14 protein-coding genes and 1 other annotated feature are annotated in these 20,319 nt (G+C 45.0%); of the genes, 8 read left to right on the forward strand and 6 right to left on the reverse strand.

Annotation, left to right across the window (positions count from 1 at the left end; genetic code table 11):
- The first annotated feature begins 109 nt into the window (after positions 1 to 109).
- Positions 110 to 1,270: a glycerate kinase gene (locus FQV30_RS01800; protein ID WP_146498435.1), complete on the forward strand. Its 1,161-nt coding sequence runs from the start codon at positions 110 to 112 to the stop codon at positions 1,268 to 1,270.
- 204 nt (positions 1,271 to 1,474) lie between these two features.
- On the opposite strand, the gene FQV30_RS01805 is transcribed toward FQV30_RS01800, so the two are convergent.
- The 3 genes from FQV30_RS01805 to FQV30_RS01815 all read right to left on the reverse strand — a co-directional run bounded on the left by FQV30_RS01805 (position 1,475) and on the right by FQV30_RS01815 (position 4,525).
- Entirely contained in the window at positions 1,475 to 2,119 is a 645-nt protein-coding gene (locus tag FQV30_RS01805; protein WP_146498436.1) for a putative bacteriocin export ABC transporter, read from the reverse strand.
- A 2-nt stretch (positions 2,120 to 2,121) separates the two neighbouring features.
- On the reverse strand, positions 2,122 to 4,152 hold the full coding sequence (locus FQV30_RS01810) for a hypothetical protein (RefSeq protein ID WP_146498437.1): 2,031 nt from the start codon (positions 4,150 to 4,152) through the stop codon (positions 2,122 to 2,124).
- A 61-nt stretch (positions 4,153 to 4,213) separates the two neighbouring features.
- Positions 4,214 to 4,525: a hypothetical protein gene (locus FQV30_RS01815; protein WP_146498438.1), complete on the reverse strand. Its 312-nt coding sequence runs from the start codon at positions 4,523 to 4,525 to the stop codon at positions 4,214 to 4,216.
- A 481-nt stretch (positions 4,526 to 5,006) separates the two neighbouring features.
- Here FQV30_RS01815 and ytvI point away from each other — a divergent pair, with 481 nt between their 5' ends.
- Positions 5,007 to 6,068: a sporulation integral membrane protein YtvI gene (gene ytvI, locus FQV30_RS01820; protein WP_146498439.1), complete on the forward strand. Its 1,062-nt coding sequence runs from the start codon at positions 5,007 to 5,009 to the stop codon at positions 6,066 to 6,068.
- Positions 6,069 to 6,256: 188 nt separating this feature from the next.
- Here ytvI and FQV30_RS01825 read toward each other — a convergent pair whose 3' ends face one another.
- Positions 6,257 to 7,033 (reverse strand): class I SAM-dependent methyltransferase, encoded by a 777-nt coding sequence (locus FQV30_RS01825; RefSeq protein ID WP_146498440.1) that lies wholly within the window; start codon positions 7,031 to 7,033, stop codon positions 6,257 to 6,259.
- A gap of 389 nt (positions 7,034 to 7,422) precedes the next feature.
- Between FQV30_RS01825 and FQV30_RS01830 the strand changes: the two genes are divergently transcribed.
- Together FQV30_RS01830 and FQV30_RS01835 are read left to right on the forward strand one after the other, a co-directional pair.
- On the forward strand, positions 7,423 to 8,637 hold the full coding sequence (locus FQV30_RS01830; protein WP_146498441.1) for a DUF3500 domain-containing protein: 1,215 nt from the start codon (positions 7,423 to 7,425) through the stop codon (positions 8,635 to 8,637).
- Positions 8,634 to 9,938: a HupE/UreJ family protein gene (locus FQV30_RS01835; protein ID WP_146498442.1), complete on the forward strand. Its 1,305-nt coding sequence runs from the start codon at positions 8,634 to 8,636 to the stop codon at positions 9,936 to 9,938. The genes FQV30_RS01830 and FQV30_RS01835 overlap by 4 nt, the downstream gene beginning before the upstream one ends.
- A gap of 288 nt (positions 9,939 to 10,226) precedes the next feature.
- Here the strand turns inward: FQV30_RS01835 and FQV30_RS01840 are convergent, their stop codons facing one another.
- On the reverse strand, positions 10,227 to 12,647 hold the full coding sequence (locus tag FQV30_RS01840; RefSeq protein WP_146498443.1) for a PAS domain S-box protein: 2,421 nt from the start codon (positions 12,645 to 12,647) through the stop codon (positions 10,227 to 10,229).
- A 477-nt stretch (positions 12,648 to 13,124) separates the two neighbouring features.
- Between FQV30_RS01840 and FQV30_RS01845 the strand changes: the two genes are divergently transcribed.
- The 3 genes from FQV30_RS01845 (at position 13,125) to FQV30_RS01855 (ending at position 16,133) form a co-directional block, all read left to right on the forward strand.
- A complete protein-coding gene (locus FQV30_RS01845; protein ID WP_146498444.1) occupies positions 13,125 to 13,574 on the forward strand; it encodes a MarR family transcriptional regulator in 450 nt (149 codons plus the stop codon).
- 16 nt (positions 13,575 to 13,590) lie between these two features.
- Positions 13,591 to 13,802, forward strand: a binding site (T-box leader).
- A gap of 43 nt (positions 13,803 to 13,845) precedes the next feature.
- A complete protein-coding gene (gene tyrS, locus FQV30_RS01850; protein ID WP_146498445.1) occupies positions 13,846 to 15,093 on the forward strand; it encodes a tyrosine--tRNA ligase in 1,248 nt (415 codons plus the stop codon).
- A gap of 203 nt (positions 15,094 to 15,296) precedes the next feature.
- Complete coding sequence (locus tag FQV30_RS01855; protein WP_370512348.1) at positions 15,297 to 16,133, forward strand: HAD family hydrolase; 837 nt, start codon at positions 15,297 to 15,299, stop codon at positions 16,131 to 16,133.
- Positions 16,134 to 16,201: 68 nt separating this feature from the next.
- Here the strand turns inward: FQV30_RS01855 and FQV30_RS01860 are convergent, their stop codons facing one another.
- Positions 16,202 to 17,641 (reverse strand): glycoside hydrolase family 1 protein, encoded by a 1,440-nt coding sequence (locus FQV30_RS01860; protein ID WP_146498447.1) that lies wholly within the window; start codon positions 17,639 to 17,641, stop codon positions 16,202 to 16,204.
- 757 nt (positions 17,642 to 18,398) lie between these two features.
- Between FQV30_RS01860 and FQV30_RS01870 the strand changes: the two genes are divergently transcribed.
- On the forward strand, positions 18,399 to 20,312 hold the full coding sequence (locus tag FQV30_RS01870) for a beta-glucoside-specific PTS transporter subunit IIABC (protein ID WP_146498449.1): 1,914 nt from the start codon (positions 18,399 to 18,401) through the stop codon (positions 20,310 to 20,312).
- Positions 20,313 to 20,319: the final 7 nt, after the last annotated feature.

Below are 20,319 nucleotides of genomic sequence, written 5' to 3' on the forward strand. Positions count from 1 at the left end.
ACGCACCTCAAAGAATAAAAGGCGGCTGCCCAAGTTGTCTTTTATTTTTTGAAGCGTGCGAATTGGTATAGTGGAATCCAAAGCAGAGCAAACTTGGGGAGGGAAACGGATGAAAATTGTTGTGGCACCGGATTCGTTCAAAGGCTCGCTGCCGGCGCAAGGCGTCTGCAGGGCAGTCAAGGAAGGGATCCATGCCGTGTTTCCGGAAGCCGAAGTGGTGGAGCTTCCTTTGGCTGACGGCGGCGAAGGAATCATGGAAAGCATGGTATACGCAACGGGCGGCAATATGGCCAAGACGGAAGTGCAGGATCCGCTGCTCCGGAAAATCGAGTCGGCTTATGGTGTATTGAGCGACGGTGAGACCGTCATCATCGAAATGGCACAAGCCTCCGGACTGCCGCTGCTGGCCGAAAGGGAACGCAATCCACTGGCCGCGTCGAGTTTCGGGACGGGCGAACTGATCCGGGCGGCGCTTGATGCAGGTTACCGCAAGTTCATCATCGGGATCGGCGGCAGTGCGACGAATGATGCCGGGGCGGGAATGCTGCGGGCGCTTGGAACCAAGTTCTTTGATGCGGCAGGGAACGAACTGGAAGACGGCGGCGCGGCGCTTGCCCGGCTTGCGCGTTTTGATGGTTCGGCCTTGGATCCGCGCATTGGCGAATCGGCGTTTCTGGTCGCGAGCGATGTCCGGAACAAATTATGCGGCCCATCCGGCGCATCCGCCGTTTTTGGCCCGCAAAAAGGGGCCACTCCGGAAATGGTCGGGCAGCTGGATGCGGCGCTCGGCCATTTTGCGGATGTCGTTATGGCGCAAAAGGGCGTGGATCTCAGAAGTTATGAAGGCGGCGGAGCAGCGGGCGGCATGGGCGCTTCGCTTATTGCATTCCTCCATGCAACGCTGCAGTCGGGAATCGATCTGGTCATGGAGACGATCGGCTTTGATGAAAAAATCAGAGGTGCTGACTTGGTGATCACGGGGGAAGGCCGGCTTGATGCGCAGACGCTCGATGGCAAACTCATCACCGGCATCACAAAAGCGGCGGGGAAGGCCGGCGTTCCGGTCATTGCGCTCGCCGGATCACAAGCTTTAACAAGCGCGCAAGCGATGGAGATCGGACTCGTTTCCGCTTTCTCGATCGTCTCCGGCCCCTGCACCGTCGAAGAAGCGATGGCGCAAGCCGAATGGCTGATCAAGGAAAAGACCATTGCGGTCATGAACTTGTTGAAACTTTCAACGTATGGTGCGGCCGCGTATGAAAGCAGATAAAATATGATCTCTCCATAAAGAAAAGAACGTCCGTAACGTGTCTAAGCACGGTTGCGGCCGTTCTTTTTGGCGTTTTCAACTGATTTGGGGTGATCCTTATTCAAGGGAGCATGCGGTTTAAGATCATCAGTTCAACTGGATCGATTCTCTTTGCATTACCGGAAGGCACGCCTCCGGTCATCCTGAAAGAGCCGGTGCCATTCCCTAAACTTCACTCAAATTGATGATCCGTGAAAAGTAGGGAAGAATGGCTTGGTTATGGGTTACGACAACGATTGTTTTTCCTTGTTCGTTCAACTGCTTCAGATATTCCATGATGATTCTTTCATTTTCGGCGTCTAGACTGGCTGTCGGTTCGTCTGCCAGAATCAGGCTGCTTTCCTGTAAAATCAACCGGATGATAGCAATGCGCTGCTGTTCACCGCCACTCAATTGATAAATTCTTTTATCTTTCAAGTGGGAGAGGCGGAACTCCTCCAGAAGCAGGCTGATTTTTTCAGCTTTGCTTTTTTTATTCATCTTTTTATATTCCAGCGCCAAGTTCAAGTTCCATTCAACCGTTTCATCTTCTGCAAGCCCGAAATTCTGGAACAGGTACCCGATTTTTTCCCTTCTCAGCATCATGGTTGTTTTTGAATGGAGAGAAGGGTTTTTCTGATCCCATAAGGACAGGTCGCCGGTATTTTGCGGAGTGATCAAACCTATGATATTCAGCAAGGTCGTCTTCCCTTTGCCGCTTTTGCCGATGATGGCAACCATTTCTCCGCTTTCAATGGATAAATTTATATCTGACAGAATTTCTTCTTTGCCATATGCTTTAGTAATATTGGCCAATTCGATTACCGCCATGATTATCCCCCCTTAATAACTTCGTGGATGTTTGTTTGGATCACTTTTCTATACAAGTACAGCAAAATAAGCAGGTCAAGGACGAGCATGGACAAGTAAACGAGGACATTGAATTCTATGAATAGTTTCAAGGAAATGGCCGTCAGCAGCACAAGCCAGACCATGAATTGAGGGTTGAACATTTTGGCTATGCTAAACCCGTGCATATACTGGATGGCGTACCTTTTGCTATTGGAAACAACATCCACATAATTGGAGATGTACATAACGAACAGTAAAGTGAACAAAAACAGTACAGTGAAGACCAACAGATTATCCAGGATAAATTCCGTAAAGTGCAATTTGTCCATGTAAGGCGTCAATAGCGTCCCGGCATTCACAAGGCTGCTTAATTGGTATTGGGCAAGTGCTTGATTGAATTCGTCGCGTTCTTTCAGTTTGAAGTATATATCTCCGCGGTTCAAAAGATCATAGTAATAAAGGCTGCCGAAATCCCCTTTATCAATCAATACAATAGAATTTTTCAGTTTGCTGATATCCGATTCGCCGGACACGGTTTGGCCAAGCAGTTCATATTCCTGATCATCCGCTATATAAACGATATCCAGATCTGAAATCCCTTCTTTTTCCGCTTTCTTTAATCCGAAAAATTCGTTGTAATTCAGCAGGTCATTGTATTGCTTGATATAGAATTTTTTCACAGTCGATTCTTGATCTTTGTATTTTGCCGGAACCAAAAGGGCCGGTTCTTCCGATTGGAAATTTTCCAGGACTTTGCCTGCTGGATCCTTCAGCTTCATGAATTCTTGGATATACCGCTCGTTGGCCACAATATAATTTTCTTCAATGGAGTTGTATATGTCTTCTTCCGTCAGCCCGTGGATTTCTAGATAGGTGGGTGACAGCAGTTCCAGAACATAGGCGTCATTAACGTAAAGCTGCCCTTTTTCATCAAAGAAATCAACCATCTCTTCAATGGAGTTTCCGTAAGCTGCAAGCAGATCAAGGTTTCTGCGGGCCCTTGAATCTTCATCAAAATTATAGCCATTGGATGTGAAGTAGCCTTCCAGCTGCGAGTACTGTTCCAGTTCTTGGGATGTTTTCTGGTAGTCCTGATAAGTTTTGATGAAAGCGGAAACAGATAAAGTGATTGCTAATATCAGCGATACTTTGACGACATGCAGGGCCATATTTGAACGGTTCGAGTAGACTTTGTTTTTGACCATCAAATTGATGTCAATGAATCGCAGGCTTATCTGGGTGACGAGCAACAAGGCCAGATTCAGCAGAACGACTGAAAGTGAAAATGCGCCCAGCAATAAAAAGTAGCGCGGTACAACATTTCCTATGGCCGCATAATAACCAAGGTGAAGGGCGATCGTCGTTATGACGATGATGGTTTCCATCTTCAGAAAATCTTTTAGCGAAGCCTTTATCATATCGATGTTCGAATAACCCAGCATTTTCTTGATTGCATTTACTTTGATGCGCGTGAAAGTATAAATGAACAGCACTAGCTGAGTAAGAATCAGCAGAACTGCGAAATTCAGGATGTTGTTTTTTGCAATCTGATCATAAGCGATATTATTGCTGTGCCGCTCAATTGAGATTCCGAGTCCATCCGCAAAGCCCTGTAAGGTTTCAGGAGGTAAATCGGTATAGAAGACACCGCTGCTGTCGACAAACTCTTCTTTTGTCAGGCCGTGATAGGAAAAAACAGTGTCGGAAGAGATGGATTGGGGTTTGTTCAAGTCCTCCATTTGGCTATGGTAAATCTCGTAAACGAAAGTGTTGTTTTCGGAAACAGGCGTCTTGACCAGCTGCAGCCGGCATGCTTGTTTTGAAAGGCAATAATCATCGAATTCATTGTACAATCCGTTCAGTTCGTTTCCTGACACCGCCTCTATGATGTATCCTTCCAGGGACGGATCCCCGAGATTATTCAACTCGTAGATATCGTAAACAGATTTATTGAAAATGTACGACAACAGAACCAGTTGCCCTATTAAAAATATAAACAGCAGTTTTTTCATAGTTCCTCCTAAAAATCCATAACTCAAAGATAAAGGAAAAAGGGCGATAGTTTTTTAAATCTTATCTTTTGTAATAGTCATAATGCGAAGACTCGTCGCAATACCACACCCGAGCCTGCTGCTTGTAAGCTTTATCTGCCTGCCACCCTGAAGAATATGTACTGCTGCAGACTTTGACTGCCGCCCATACCATATATCTGTTAGAGTTCGTCGTAATGGCGTCCCTGATATCCGAATATACATAGGTATCTGTCTGGCCGCCTTTGTAAACCAATTCGCCGCCTGCTACCGAAGCTGCCGAAACAGCACCGACTGGGATCAAAAACATTAAAATTGCTAGTAACGTTAAGAAACTTTTATTCATTTTTTTCATTTTATCCGCTCCCGCATCGCCCTTTTTCCTATGTTTACCATAACATTACTGGAATGGGAAAAAATAATAATTTCTATATTTGTATAAAATTGGTTAAAAATAATCAAAAATTTTATTTTCAAGAATGGGGAACCAACGGTTATAGCTCTCTTACAATTCGGAAAGTCCTACAGCAAAGCAAATAAAGCAAATGATTAGTTGGATTGTGTTAACTATATTTGAAAATCCGGGAAATGATAAAAGCATATCCATGAAAATGAAAAGTTTAGGATGGAAATGTTAATGGTTTTATGAAAATAAGATGGAAACCATGGATGCGGCTCTGCAATTGAGCATAGGAAGCAGCCAATGCCATACGATGTTTGATATGCTATGAAAAGGGAGACCCGTATTCTTTAGTAGTATGTTAATATCAATATTGCTGCTGAACTGAGGCTGTAAATGAAGGAAAAGGTAAAACTGAAGGTGAAAGGAATTTACGATGACTACTATTTTGTCCAAACGAACAATCAGGATTATTTTATGGATCGCTTTTTTTGCGGTGATGGGTTTGATCGTTTTGCCCGCATCCGTGCCGCTCATTGTCGCTTTTTTGACTGCGCTGATGCTGGAACCGGCAGTCAGGCTTTTGCATAAGAAGAAATTCTTCCCCAACCGAAAGTTAGCCGTCTTAACCGTTTTTATCATATTTACTTTTGCCCTCGGTGTATCTGCTTATTTCATCGTCGCTATTTTAGTGGGGGAAGTGGCCAGGTTCATCGAAAATATTCCATATTACATAACAGAAATAAACGATATTTGGGTAGGGTTTGAAGAAAATCTTTTTGGCAAAGCGGATAATCTGCCTGAAAGCATCCTGATAGAGCTGTCTCTATATGTCCAGAACTTCTTTGATACGATAAAGATGAAGCTTACAGAAATATTCAGCTTGCAAATGATAGGTGCGCACCTCAAAAACATCCCTAATCTTCTAGTAAGCCTGATCGTATATTTGATCGCCTTGTTTTTGTTTTTGCTGGACCTTCCACGGTTAAAAGAAAAAATCCTGGGCTTGATGACAACCGGCACTGCCCAGAAATTTCAATTGATGACATTAAGAATGAAGCAAGTTTTCGTAGGATTTTTAAAAGCCCAATTCCATGTCAGCATTTATATTTTCATAGTTGCCCTGATAGGGCTTTTGGTCATATCGCCTCAAACCGCACTGGTGATGGCAATTATCATTTGGCTTGTGGATCTGTTTCCGCTAATCGGTTCAATCATTGTCCTCGGCCCATGGTCCCTATATCATTTTCTTGCCGGAGATGCAGTGCTGGGTGTGAAACTGGCGATTCTTGGATTGATTCTTTTGGTGGTGCGAAGAGTGATGGAGCCAAAAGTGATGGGCAACCATATCGGATTGTCGCCATTAGCCACTTTGATCGCCATGTTCCTTGGCCTGAAGCTTTTTGGATTTTTAGGAGTCATATTGGGGCCGATTCTAGTCATTCTCTTCAACTCTCTAAAAGATGCGGGGATTATACGTTTGAGTTTTAAACTATAGGTTTCAAGATTTAGCCTGCGGTCTGATAAAAGGGCTTTTCGCCTGCTGAAACAACCCATGAAAGGCATTGAACACCCTGCAAGCAGCAGGGTGTTTTTTTATTTCTCAATAATAGGCGGCTGGTTCTGTCAAATAGCAACCAATATGTTGATTTATACGGCAACCCTTATTGCAGTCACTTTACCCGGCTATTCTTTTATTCCGATAACCCGAATCCTTTTATAATCAGCTGTCCAACTTCCATCTTCCCATAAAACGGATTTTAAATTTCTCTCAGCTTTGGTTATGATGTTATTTTTTGTGTCTTCATCGACCTTTTCAAACATGTAGCCGCCGAACATTTCTATCCAATTCTTCAACCCGTCTTCGCCATTTAGGGGAGTCGGCCTGTCAAAGTGCTGGGCGAAGATGACTTTGAATCCTGCTTCCTCCATCAAAGGCGCATATTCACCGATACTCGGGAAATACCAAGGAAATTGGTCCGGGCTGTGGCTGATGCCTTCTTCTTTCAATTGATGGATGACTTCCTCGGTGATGGTCTGGACGTTCCCTTTGCCGCCAAATTCCGCAACAAACCTGCCTTTCGGTTTCAAGCTTTGGAAAATGCTGCTTAAGGCTTGTTTTGGCTGCTTCACCCAGTGAAGGGTCGCATTAGAAAATACCGCATCAAATTCAGCGCTATACCCCAAGTCAGTTGCATCCCGGACCAGAAAGCGAATCTCGGGGTATTTGCCCAGCGCTTCCGCAATCATATTGCTGGAATTATCCACCCCTGCAACATCCACTCCGCCATCGGATAATTTCTTCGCCAAATCTCCCGTTCCACAACCAAGATCAAGGATTTTCTCTCCTTGTTTCGGGGCTAGCAGTTCAATAAGATCGTTTCCGTACTCTGAGACAAATGAATGGTTTTGATCATATAGAGTCGCGTTCCAAGGATCTTTTGTGCGTTGAGACTTTTCCATTTTGTCCCACTCCTTTTATCGAATATCCGTAAAAATAATAAGATTAACAATTCCGGTAATTATATTGTAAATGAAATACTCATAAATATATATCAACACTCGCCAGAGACAACTTAAATATCAAGGGAAAGAAAGGGGTTGATAAACGAATGCCATTTCTTCCTTTTTGGCTCCTGCAACATTCTTTAACCAACAATTGAATTGGGGAAAGTTATGTATTGTCTTGAATTCAAAGGAGAGGTTTAGTGAAGAAATTTTTAAGCTTATTTTAAGCTTTGCCCCTTATAGTTGCCTTGTGTGAGGCGAAGAGGAAGCGGGATGACAGCCATCATAGCTTGGCTCTTCGAATGAAAAGGCTTATAAAAAACACTTTATTGGAGGAAGAATAAATGAAGAAAAATATGCTTTTAGGATTTGTTTTGGCGACATCGATTGCAACGGTATTAACAGGCTGTGGGAGTGAAGAAGAAAGCGGAACCACAAGCGAACAAGCAGAAAGCGCAGAAACACAAAGCACAGAGAGTGATGCTGAAATGCCGGAGGGCGGTCCGCCAAGCGGACAAGGTGGAGGCATGGGCTCCGCCACCGTGGATACTGAAAGTATTGTGACAGATGTGGCTGCCACGTTGGATGAAGAAGTTTCTGTTTCAGCTGATGGTGCTTCCGTGGACGGCCAAGCGACTGAACTAGCACAAGCGTTTTTAGCGACATTATCCGATGAACAGGCAGAAGCGATTCAATATGACCTGACTGCTGAAAATGCGGCGGTATGGTCAAACTTCCCGGTAAATATGGTGCAGCGAAACGGGATTCTGCTTGGCAGTCTTTCGGAGGAAAGCCTAAAAGCGGCGAAAGCTTTATTTTATGTTGCTTTAGGTGAAGAAGGGTACCAGCAGCTGGTCATGAACTTGGAAGCGGAAGAAGAATTGGGAGAATCGGATAGCGGCTATGATGCCGACATATATTATGTTTCCTTATTAGGGGAAGTGTCGGATTCTTCCACTTGGATTCTTCAGGTAGGCGGCCATCACTATGCCAATAACTTCACATTCAATGCCGAACAAACGGGTGCCACACCTTTCTTTGTGGGGACAGAACCCCAAACATTTGAGACGGCTGACGGGGAAACGGTTGAGCCGATGGCTGTGCATAAAAGCGCTATTTATACGATGCTCGATTCATTGAGCGAGGAGCAAGTGGCTGAGGCGGAAATCACGGATAAATTTGATGATGTTCTTGTGGGTCCGGGAAATGACGGGAATTTCCCGGCGGAAAGTGAAGGGATACTGGTCTCTTCATTAAGTTCAGAGCAGCAGGAATTGGTGAAAGAAGCCATCGAAGCCTGGGTTTCAGATGTGAATGAAGAAGACCAGGAAGCGATTTTGGAGGCTTATTATGCTGAAGATGCATGGGCCGAAACATATATCGCTTGGTCCGGCTCTACAAGCTCAGAAGACCAGGGCTCCTATGTAAGAATTGATGGACCGAGAGTATGGATCGAGTTTGCAGTTCAAGGCGGAATCATCATCAGAGATGAAGTGCATTTCCATACAATCTGGAGAGATAAACTAGCCGATTATGGCGGGGAGTTTAGTTCGCAATGATCAAACAGATCACGTTTATAGCCATGAGTTTGTTGATGGCGGTGCTGCTCATAGCACCTTCATCAACTTCCGCTCATTCCATGCCTTCTTCAGTTGTGTATTTGGATTTTTTGGAAGATAGAGTGGAAGCGGAGCTGGTCATCCCATTGGATCGATTGGAAATCGCGATGGAAAAGAGTTTGTACGATGACCCCGAGCAGGCCATCGTGACCTATCAGGATGAGCTTGTCTCCTATATCACAAGCCATATCAGTGCAGAAACGGCTGAAGCAGAACAATGGACAGTGACGGTTGATGAAATGTCCCTTTTGTATCCGGATAAAGAAACGGACCCGATTGACTTGGCTGTTCAGCTTATACTCACCCCGCCGGCAGGAGCAGCTGTGGATTCCTTCACATTAAATTACGATGCGGTCGTCCGGGAGCTTGTCACACATACCGTAACGGTTGCGGTCAGAAGCGACTGGAACAATGCCATTTACACCAGCAGCCCTGAAATTGTCGCGAGTGTCATTGAAGGCAATACGACAGTGCAAATCGACCAATCGGCGGGCAATACATGGACAGGCTTCATCAGCATTGTTCAGTCGGGCATGGCCCATATCGCGGAAGGCGTGGATCATTTACTGTTCCTGCTTGCACTGCTTTTGCCTGCACCATTAGCAGTGAGAGGGAAAGGATGGGGACAGTCGGCTGGCGTTAAATCCAGTGTAAAGCAGCTTCTGAAAATTACGCTGGCGTTCACGATTGGCCATTCCATCACCTTGATCGCTGGAGCCACTGGCTGGCTGGCTGTTCCAAGTCAACCGATTGAAGTTCTCATAGCTGTCTCTATTTTGGTCTCGGCGGTTCATGCAATCCGCCCGATTTTTACGGGCCGCGAAGTGTTTGTGGCGGGAGGCTTCGGTTTGGTGCATGGATTGGCGTTTGCGGCCTTAGTGACTGAATTGGGTGTGACACCGATGCGGATCATATGGAGTGTATTAGGCTTTAACATCGGAATTGAACTGATGCAGCTGATCGTGATTTTATTGATCATGCCATGGCTGCTTATACTCAGCGGCACTAAGGGTTATGCGTTCGTAAGACTAGCCGGGGCATTATTCGCAATCGCCGCCTCTATCGGCTGGATTCTGGACCGCGCCTTTGCTGTAAGTACTCCCGTGGACACCATAGTCAGCGCCCTTGCTCAAAACGTCGGGTGGCTTGTTGGAGCACTTGCAGTTTTTGCTGGTATAAGTCTGGCTTTAAAAAAGCGAAACAGAAGCATTATTCATTTACCTGAAGAGGCTGGTTCATAGCGGTTCACTGAATGGAAAAGACATTCATAAAAAGTGATTTCATCACTGTATGAATGTCTTTTCTGATTTATATTCCTGTTTCCCAATCACGGTCGCAAACCAGTCATACCCCTTGCTGCTGACATGCGTTTTAATTGCTTTCGCTTCATATACCAATCCGGGTCATCAAATAAAATCCATGGAAAAAAGCTGAACTTTAGAAACTGGTTCAGCTTTTTTTCAAGGAATGGCATATTTCAATGTGCCGAAGAAACGGAATCTGAAAAGGGGAGGGCGATGGCAGCCGCTCTACTTGTAGATTCTGTACGCGTCCTGGTCGGATTTTTTCGCTTCGTATAGCGCCATATCGGCGTATTTTATCAGCTGTTTTTCATTGGCGGAGTGGTCGGGATAAAGGGAAATGCCGATTCCTGCGCCTATTTGGATATCAAATCCGTTATAGGATAAGGGCGTTTCATACGATTTCAGGATCCGTTTTGCGGTGCTTTCGGCTATTTCCAAAGAATCGATTTCCGGCAGGATAACTCCCATTTCATCGCCGCCCAAACGTGCCGCCGTATCGATGGGCCGGACACATTCCTGAAGCCGCAGAGCCATTTCTTTGATCACAGCGTCTCCGGCATCGTGGCCGAACTGGTCGTTGATCTGCTTGAACTTGCGCCCGTCGAGCAGCAGGATTGCCACTTTTTTGCCGGAACGGTCTGCTTGATGGATGGCCTTTTGCAGCTTGTCGTCAAAAGTCCGCCGGTTCGGGATGCCTGATAAATGGTCGTAAAAAGCCATTTTCGCGATTTTATCCTGAAGCCTTCTGCGCTCTGTAATATCTCTGGCAATTGTAAACAGCTGTTTCACTTCCCCGTCAACCAAGACGGGAGTGGGGGAGACTTCCATCCAGATATAATGGCCATCTTGATGCAGAAAGCGGATTTCTATAGTGGCCGGTTTTCCTCCGTAGATAAGGGATGTTACGCTTTCTATCAAGTCGAATGCATCTTCGGGATGCACCTTCGTGGTAAACGGGCTTCCGATGCAGGCTTGGCCGGAGTGGCCTAAAATTCTTTCATAGGCGGGGGAGACATACTCTATCAAGCCGGAAAGGTTGATCAGTGTAATGATGTCAAATGTGCTTTCCGTAATGATTTTATATTTCTCCTGGCTTTTTTGCAGTTCCATTTCAGCTTTTTTAAGCTCCGTCACATTTTTGTATACGATGGTTGCTCCGACGATTTCTTTGTCCGCATTTTGCACGGGTGAATAAGAAGAGATAATATTCAGCGGTCTCCCCGTCTTGGTGATGCGGATAGTGTCATGGGAATTTACCGTTTCGCCGTTAAGGATTCTTTCAACAATCTGATATTGATCGGACTTCATATGCTGCGGTATTATGGTGCCTTTCCCGGTTGTCATTTCTTCTTCCGAAAATTCAAACGTTTCTTCGAAAGCAGGATTTACTTTCAGGATATCACCGGTAGTATCAATGTAGAAGATAGGGTCGGTGGAATTATTCCAGAACACTTCAAGCTCTTCCTTCGTCTCGGTCAAAGCCTTTTGGGCACGGTTCACTTCCGTGATATCAGTGACGATGCCATGGATGCCGACCACTTGTTCATCTACGATGATGGGAATATTGATCGCCAGAAGATCGATCAGCCGGCCGTTTTTATGGCGGAAGGTCAATTCGTAGCGTTCAGGCTGTTTTTCATTGATCGCTTTATGGAAGTGGCTGCGCACTTTTTCTGTTTCTTCGGGCATGATGATCGACAGGAACGATATGGCCAGCAATTCCTTCCCGGAATAACCTGTAATATTTTCGGCTCCTGCATTGATGCTTTCCACATTGCCATTCCGGTCAAAAGTGAATATTCCGTGTGGATGGTTATCAAACAGTGACTTGTACCGCTGCTGGCTTTCCCGCAAGAGGCGCTCCGTTTTCTTCTGCTCGGTAACTTCCTTGGCAATAGCGTAGATCCCGATCACTTTTTCCTCAACAATAATAGGAATTGTGTTGATGTGGAATGTGGCCATCTGCTGGTCTTTAGTGTGGATGGTTGTTTCAAATTCCACGGCATTGCCTTGCAATGCTTTTTCAAATTGCGCAAAGGTGTCCTCCAGGCAGCTGTCGACCACTAAGGAGACAATGGATTGGCCGAGCAGTTCCTCTTCGCTGAAACCAGTGGCTTCAATGACCTTCTTATTGATGCTGATGAAATTTTTCTCCTGGTCAAACTCAAACACTGCATATGCGTTGTTTTCCACCAGGGAATTCAGTCTTGTCCGTTCTATTTCTATTTCTCTCTGCCTCTTTTGAAGGTCCGTTTTTTTGCGCTCTTTTTCTGTGACATCCCTTACGATGGCTAATATATACTGGCACTGCCCAGTTTCTCCCAATATCGGGTTGAGCATGGTTTCACCGATAAATTCACCCTGTTCGGTTTCTATTCTTTCAATAAATTCAACAGGTTCTTGCACGGTCTGCACTTTCCGGTAATAGTGAGTCAATATACGGCTTTGTTCCGGCAGCATGACCTCTTCGAGCCGGCTGCCAAGAACCTCCTGGACAGGCAGAATGGCTAAGCCTGATGGGTTCACATAAACATAGCGAAAAGAATCACGATCTTCCTCCATCAAAAAAACCGGGTCTTTGATCAAATCAAAAAGAGCGGTGGAAACCAAAATATCCTGCGCGGTGCTTGCAGAAAAGTTCTTCATAGATAGCGTTCTCCCTTCGGTAAATAAAGGCAACCGTTTCCATTGGACCGAATGCGTTATTTTCCGTTTTGTGTTGTTAAGGTGCTGTATGTTTTCAAGGATTGATGATTCTCTGTTTATAAGTTATTATTTTCCATTTCATTAAAGTTTAGTTGATAATGCCAGAGTAAGATAGTAGTTTCTTCTAATTCGTTCAAAAATTTTGTGAATTTTTCAATTTTACTTTCATTACTGGCGGAAATTTGGCCTGCATATTAATTATAATAACCGCCGAGGCGATTTTAGTCGAAAAATGGCAGCTGGATGCAAAGCAAGAAGGCAGAGAAAAATAAACCTAAGGGATTGCGTCCGCTTCTTTTTTTTGATACTATCGTTTCATAGCTAACGATTCTAAAAACTTAGGAGGTAATCACTATACATTCGTTTGCCAAGGATGGGAATTTGCTTCCTGAAGAGGAGGAAACAATCAATCTCCTGATGAAGCTTCCGATGGAATCGCTGAACTTGGATGCAATTGCTGTTGTAACCAATATCTATAGAATGGCGCAGGGGCTAAGGAACAAAATGGAACAGGAAGTGCTGGCAGAGTACGGTTTATCTTGGACCTCATTTTCCATTCTTTACGATTTGTGGATTGGGAATTCGATCGAAACCAGGAAACTTGCCGAGTCCGCAGGGGTATCGAAGCCTACAATAAGCAACATTACGAAAACTTTGGAACGCAAAGAGCTTTGTTATCGGCTAACCGATAACAGGGACCGAAGAATGGCTTATGTGGCAATCACGGATAAGGGGAGAGGCGTTATGGAAGACCTCTATCCAAAATTCCATAAAAGGGAAGTGGAAATCGCTTCCAGTCTTTCGGTGGCTGAACAGAAGAAAGTTTCCGGCTTGTTAAGAGCCCTTATAAAAGAAAACAACTTTTGAACAAGCGAACACATATAAAAAAGCGTTGATGGAAAACCCAGTAGTGATTATCTCCCTGTATCAGAGAGCCGATGGTTGGTGCGAATCGGCACAAAGATGACACGAATTACATTTCCGGAGCTTTCTTTGCGGACAATCGTAAGCAAAGGCGGACGAGCCGTTATTCGTTGAGTGGAAGGCGGAAGTCTTCAACAAGGGTGGTACCGCGTGCAAGACCACGTCCCTTTTTATTGGGGATGTGGTCTTTTTATATTCTTTTAGAGGAGTGAAGATGATGGAATTGAAGAAACAGCTGACTGAAGACCAAGCAAATGAAGTAAAGAGGCAAATGGCCATTTATGCACAAGGGGTGCAGGATATTATTCCTTTCGAAGACCTGGAAAAGAAAGTCGCAAAATCGGTGCTGGAAAATCGGCCGCTGAAAATAAAGTTAGGGCTGGACCCTTCAGCTCCAGACGTTCATCTTGGGCACACCGTCGTTCTGAAGAAAATGAGGCAATTCCAGGAGAACGGCCACATCATCCAGTTGCTGATCGGCGATTTTACTGGGAAAATCGGGGATCCCACAGGAAAGTCGGTTGCCAGGAAGCCATTGACTGACGAAGAAGTGCAGCACAATGCCAAAACCTACTTCGAGCAGTTTGGAAAAGTGATGGATATGGAAAAAATCGAACTTCACTCCAATTCGGAATGGCTTTCCAAGCTGAACTTTGAAGACGTCATTCAGCTGGCCGGGAAAATAACCGTCGCCAGATTGATGGAACGGGATGATTTTGAAGAAAGGACGGCTCTTGGAAAGCCGATTTCTCTCCATGAGTTTTTCTACCCTGTGATGCAAGGGTATGATTCCGTTGTGCTGGAATGTGATATTGAACTTGGCGGAACCGATCAGCACTTCAATATCCTGATGGGACGGCATTTCCAGGAAAAATTCGGGAAGGAAAAGCAAGTCGCTTTGCTGATGCCTTTACTGGAAGGCCTGGACGGTGTGGAGAAGATGTCCAAATCGAAGAAGAACTACATCGGAATTGATGAAAAGCCGGAAGAAATGTATGGGAAAGCGATGTCTATCCCGGATGGATTGATGAAAAAATACTTCGAGTTGGTTACAGACTGCACTCCTGAACAGCTGGACATTGTAAAAGCTGGCCTTGAATCAGGCGAACTGCATCCAAGAGATGCAAAAATGCTATTGGCCAAAACAATTGTCCGAATGTACCATAACGAAGAAGCTGCTGCAAAAGCGGAAGAACATTTTAAAAATGTCTTCCAGAAAAAACAATTGCCGGACCAGATCGATGGAGTGGAATGGCGGGGCGATCACCAGGTGGTGATCACTGCCCTGTTGGTCGGCTTGAAGCTGATGAACTCAAAAAGCGAAGCACGCCGTATGGTTGAAAACGGCGGGATACAAGTGAACAGTGTGAAAATACTTGATCCCGCAGAGGCCATAACGCTTGAGAACAATACGATAGTCCAAGTGGGCAAAAGAAAGTTTGCTAAAGTTGTCCTCGGATAACGCTGGCTGGTGGATTCCTTCGTAAACAAACCGATATCGAATACATGTATAGTAGAGAGTGGAGCCCTTATCCTTTTGAAGGGAATGACGTACATTGGCTGAACTCGGAATTTGACCATCCGGCTGATGGCTCGGCGTCTCCTGAAACGTGATGAAAGGAATTTGCTTTTCCTGACCCAAAAAACAAAAAAGCAGGTGCAATGATGCGGAAAATTATTTTTGTCGATATTGATGGAACGTTGGTTAATGAAAATGGCGTGATTCCCGAATCAGCCAGACGGGGCATCCGAAACGCCAGAAAAAATGGCCATCTTGTCTTTATTTGTACGGGACGGTCCAAACCTGAACTATTCCCGGAAATACTGGAAGTGGGTTTTGACGGCATTATTGGCGCTGCCGGAGGCTATATCGAGATGGAAGATGAAGTGTTGCTTCATGAAAGAGTGAAGAAAGAGGACGTCCGGCATCTCGTGGAATTCTTTGACAAACATGGAGTCGATTTTTATCTGGAGTCAAATGGAGGATTGTTTGCCAGCGGAAATTGCAAAAAGCATATACGCGCCATTATAGAAAAAATGATGGTTGAAAATCCTGAAGCCAAAGAAGAAATTGAAAAAGGGCTGCAGCCTTTTCATGATGTATTGATAGAAGGGCAGGATTTGATCAGGGAAGATGTCAATAAGATTTCTTTTTTAGGGTCCGATCTGCCGTTTGAGGCCATAAAGCAGGAGTTCGAATCGAAATTCATGGTCATCCCAAGCACGGTGCCGGCATTCGGTGAAAACAGCGGCGAATTATCAGTTCTTGGCATCCATAAGGCAACTGCTATTGAAAAGCTGATTCAGCACTTGGATATTGCGAAGGAAAATACGTATGCCTACGGAGACGGGATAAACGATATAGAAATGCTGCAATTTGTCCAATACGGCATTGCGATGGGCAATGCAAAAGAAGCGGTAAAGAATGCGGCCGATGATATTACGGATACACACGACGAGGACGGCATTTTCAATAGCTTCAAAAAATACGAACTGATCTGATTTTGATCGGGAAAGCTTCAAATAAAAAAGCATTGGTCGGCTTTAAGCGGACCAATGCTTTTTGTCTATTAAAGTTCTGCACCGTTTGTAGCGATGACGTTTTTGTACCAGTCGAAAGATTTCTTCTTTTTGCGTTCAAGTGTACCGCTTCCATCATCATGCTTGTCTACATAAATGAAGCCGTAGCGCTTGGACATTTCACCAGTGGAAGCACTTACCAGGTCGATGCAGCCCCAAGGAGTATACCCCATCAGGTCCACGCCATCCTCGATCGCTTCGCCCATCGCTTCAATGTGGTCACGAAGATACTTGATGCGGTAGTCGTCATTGATGCTTCCGTCTTCTTCAACTTTGTCGTACGCACCAAGGCCGTTTTCCACAATGAACAAAGGCACGCGGTAGCGGTCATACAATTGGTTCAACGCGATCTGCAAACCGGTAGGGTCGATCTCCCAGCCCCAGTCACTTGCACTTAAGAATGGATTTTTCACGCCTGACATGATGTTTCCTTCTGCTATATCTTCTAGTGTTTTGTCTTTCTTTTCCGTACGCGACATATAGTAGCTGAAGGAGATGAAATCAACCGGATGTTGTTTGATGGTTTCCAAATCGCCTTCTTGCATTTCAAGTTCAATGCCGTTTTCCTTGAAATAGCGTTTCGTGAATGCAGGGTATTCGCCGCGCACCTGCACATCTCCGCAAATATAGTTGAAGATTTGCTCTTCCTTCATCGCATGCAATACGTTTGCCGGATTGCTGTCATACGCGTACACAGGAGCATAGATCAGCATACAGCCGATTTGGGCGCCGGGAATGATTTCATGGCAAGCTTTGACTGCCAAGCTGCTCGCCACAAATTGGTGGTGCAAGCCTTGGAAGCTTTCCTGTAAACGGACGTCTTCAGTAGCAGGAGAGAAGCCGAGGCCGAAAATCGGCATATGCGTCGCACCATTGATCTCGTTGAACGTCAGCCAATATTTCACTTTGTTTTTATAGCGGTTGAATAAAGTTGTTGCATAGCGCTCGAAGAAAGAGATGACTTCACGGCTTCTCCAGCCGTCGTACTCTTTGATCAAATATAAAGGCATTTCATAGTGGGAAATCGTTACAAGCGGTTCCATGCCATGCTTCAAGCATTCATCGAACACCCGGTCATAAAATGCAAGGCCTTCTTCGTTCGGCTCCAGCTCGTCGCCGTTCGGGAAGATGCGTGACCAAGCGATTGACAGACGGAATGTTTTAAAGCCCATCTCCGCGAACAATGCGATGTCTTCAGCGTAACGGTGGTAAAAATCGATGGCATCGTGGTTTGGGTATGTATACTTTTCCTTATCGATTTCAAAGTCGAATCCTGGCTGAGTGATCAGCTTGAAGCGGATTTTCCCGCCAGGCATCACGTCTGCAAGGTTCATTCCTTTGCCGCCTTCAAGATGGGCCCCTTCTAATTGATTGGCAGCTGTAGCACCGCCCCATAAGAAATTTTCGGGGAATTGATATGTTTTCGTCATTTGAAAAAACCTCCATATTACATTTTGGGGATGTGTTTGGCGCAGGCAATAAAAAAACCTAAATCACGTAAGGGGACACACGGGTCCCATAGTTTACGCGATTTAGGTTTTGCCTGCACTACCAGTAACAATCCTGAAATGTTTGATTGTATTAACTGTAACACCGCTTTTTTGATTAGGCAACGAATTTACAGAATTCATAGACTGAAAAGCTTTATTTTCCAACGCAAAAAATCGGCGGAGCCGCCGGTTTCCGCGCTTTTGAATATTTTCCCCGAAGCTGCTGCAGCAAACATCTGCATGGTTATCATTCTAAAGGGCCAGCGAAGCCTATTGTAAGCAACTTTATGAAAATAGGGGGCAGTAAAAGAACTTTGGCGCCGAAAAACAGAAGCCACAAAACCAATGCTGGGGAAGGGTCCGTTCATTAAAATCAAGGTTTTGGATCCCTCAGCCTATAAGGTGCATTTTGGTGAAGACGAAGAAGCGCAATAAGGCTAAAGGCTTCAGTAAACCAAGAGAGACATAAGAATCTTTTACGAAAAATTAAAATTTTTGCAATGTAAGCGTTGACATCTTATTTTGGTGCTGATATATTGAACCTATCAACTACATACCGATCCCTTTTAGGATTGTTACTGGTGAAGCAGGCAAAACCTAAATCATAGAACGTACAGAGCTTTTTCTCTGTCGTTGTATGATTTAGGTTTTTTTATTTCCCAAAAGAGGTTGGTCGAATAATACGGGGGTGGAAAAGATGAAGTATGAGAAGTTAGCAAAAGAGATTATTGAGAATGTTGGGGGCCGTGAGAACATCAACAGTGTAGTGCACTGCATTACACGTCTCCGCTTCAAACTGAAAGATGAAAGCAAGGCGAACACAGAAATATTAAAAGATATGGACGATGTCGTGACAGTTATGAAAAGCGCTGGGCAGTACCAAGTGGTTATCGGCAATCAGGTGCCGGATGTATATAAAGCAGTCGTGGAAGTAGGCGGCTTTTCATCAAACACTGCTGTTGAAGAAGAGTCAGGCGATACAAATCTGTTCAACCGATTTATCGACATCATTTCCAGCATTTTCACACCAATTCTGGGAGTACTCGCTGCAACCGGGATGATCAAAGGATTAAACGCATTGTTTATAGCGCTTGGATGGCTTGATACAACGTCGGGTACATACCAGATCTTAAACGCAATCGGTGATTCACTGTTTTACTTCTTCCCTATTTTTCTTGGCTATACAGCAATCAAAAAATTCGGCGGAAGTCCTTTTATCGGGATGGCCATTGGGGCGGCACTTGTTTATCCGGCACTATCCGGTGTAACAGCAGGCGAACCGCTTTACACCTTGTTTAGCGGCACGATTTTTGAATCACCTGTTTTCATTACATTCTTAGGTATTCCTGTTATCTTGATGAGTTATGCCTCATCTGTTATTCCAATTATTCTTGCTGCGTTTTTTGCGGCCAGAGTAGAAAAAGGTTTCGGAAAAATTATCCCTGACGTTGTAAAAACGTTTGTTGTTCCATTTGCTACATTGCTTGTAGTAGTTCCGGTTACATTCCTGCTGATCGGGCCAATCGCTACTTGGGCTGGCCAGCTGCTTGGCCAAGGAACCATGTTCATCTTCAACTTAAGCCCGATCATTGCCGGCTTGTTTATCGGAGGACTGTGGCAGGTGTTCGTTATCTTCGGTCTGCACTGGGGCCTTATACCGATTGCCATCAATAACTTGACGGTTTATGGATCAGATCCTGTACTAGGGATGATGTTTGCGGCTTCATTTGCACAAATTGGTGCCGTCCTTGCAGTATGGATGAAGATTAAAGATCAGAAATTGAAAACACTTAGCATTCCAGCATTTATCTCAGGGATTTTCGGAGTTACAGAGCCGGCAATTTATGGAATTACGCTTCCATTGAAAAAGCCATTCATCATGAGCTGTATTGGCGGTGCTGTCGGCGGTGCTATTCTTGGATTTGCAAAATCAAGTTTATTCATGGTCGGTGGCCTTGGAATCTTTGGAATTCCGACGTACATTAGCCCGACTGAAGGATTGAATTTCGCTTTCTGGGCAGTTTTAATCGCAATTGCGGTTGCCTTTGTTATCGGTTTTGTGCTGACATACCTGTTCGGCATGAGCAAAGTGACAACGGCAGCTGATTCTTCAACAGAAAAAGTGACTGTTCAAAAAGATGAAGCATTGCTTGTAGGAAATCAAATCGTGGCAAGCCCGATGCAGGGAATTGTAGTACCGCTTTCTGAATTAGAGGATGCTGCATTTTCATCAGGCGCCCTTGGCAAAGGGGTGGCGATCGAGCCGACAGAAGGCAAATTGTTCGCGCCGGTTTCCGGTACTGTAACTGCATTGTTTTCAACAAAACACGCAATCGGCATCACTGCTGACAGCGGTGCGGAAATTTTGGTCCACATCGGCATGAACACGGTCCAGCTTAACGGCAAGCATTTCACTGCTCACGTTGCACAAGGGGCCAAAGTTGAAAAAGGCCAGCTGCTGATCGAATTTGATATCGAGGCGATCAAACAAGCCGGATTTGAAGTGACAACACCTGTTGTCGTAACAGACACTGAAAAATATGCTGACGTGCAGCCTACAACAGACAAACAAGTCAAGTGGGGCGAGCCGCTCATTTCATTGGAAGTTTAATACCATA

This window comes from Planomicrobium sp. CPCC 101110 (assembly GCF_007859395.1).
In the GTDB taxonomy this organism is placed as follows: domain Bacteria; phylum Bacillota; class Bacilli; order Bacillales_A; family Planococcaceae; genus Planococcus.